Genomic DNA, 403 nt, shown 5'->3' with positions numbered 1-403 from the left:
CAGCAAGGCGCTCGATCTGACGGAGGGGCAGCCGCCCGGCCATTGCATCCGCGCCTGCTATATCGGCACCCATATCGGCCGCGAGCTCGGCCTGCCCGACAGCGCCCTGCAGGATCTCTATTATACGCTGCTCCTGAAAGACCTCGGCTGCAGCAGCAATGCGGCGCGCATCTGCGAAATCTATCTGGCCGACGACCTCGCCTTCAAGCGCGACTTCAAGCTCGTCGACGGCAGCCTCGGCCAGGTGCTGCGCTTCGTCATCGGCCATACCGGCATGCAGGCCGGCCTTGCCGAGCGTTTCCGCGGCATCCTGAATATCCTGCAGAATGGCGGCGAGATCGTCACCGACCTGATCCAGACGCGCTGCCAGCGCGGCGCCGAGATCGCCCGGATGATGCGGTTC

1 pseudogene is annotated in these 403 nt (G+C 65.3%); it reads left to right on the top strand.

The features are described 5' to 3' along the window. Positions 1-403, top strand: a pseudogene (locus tag AC1DIX_RS28055) (metal-dependent phosphohydrolase); the annotation flags it as partial.

Source organism: Massilia sp. 05N420, assembly GCF_056397205.1.
The sequence above is the reverse complement of the archived record's forward strand: the minus strand, read 5'-3'. Positions and strand labels throughout refer to the sequence as shown.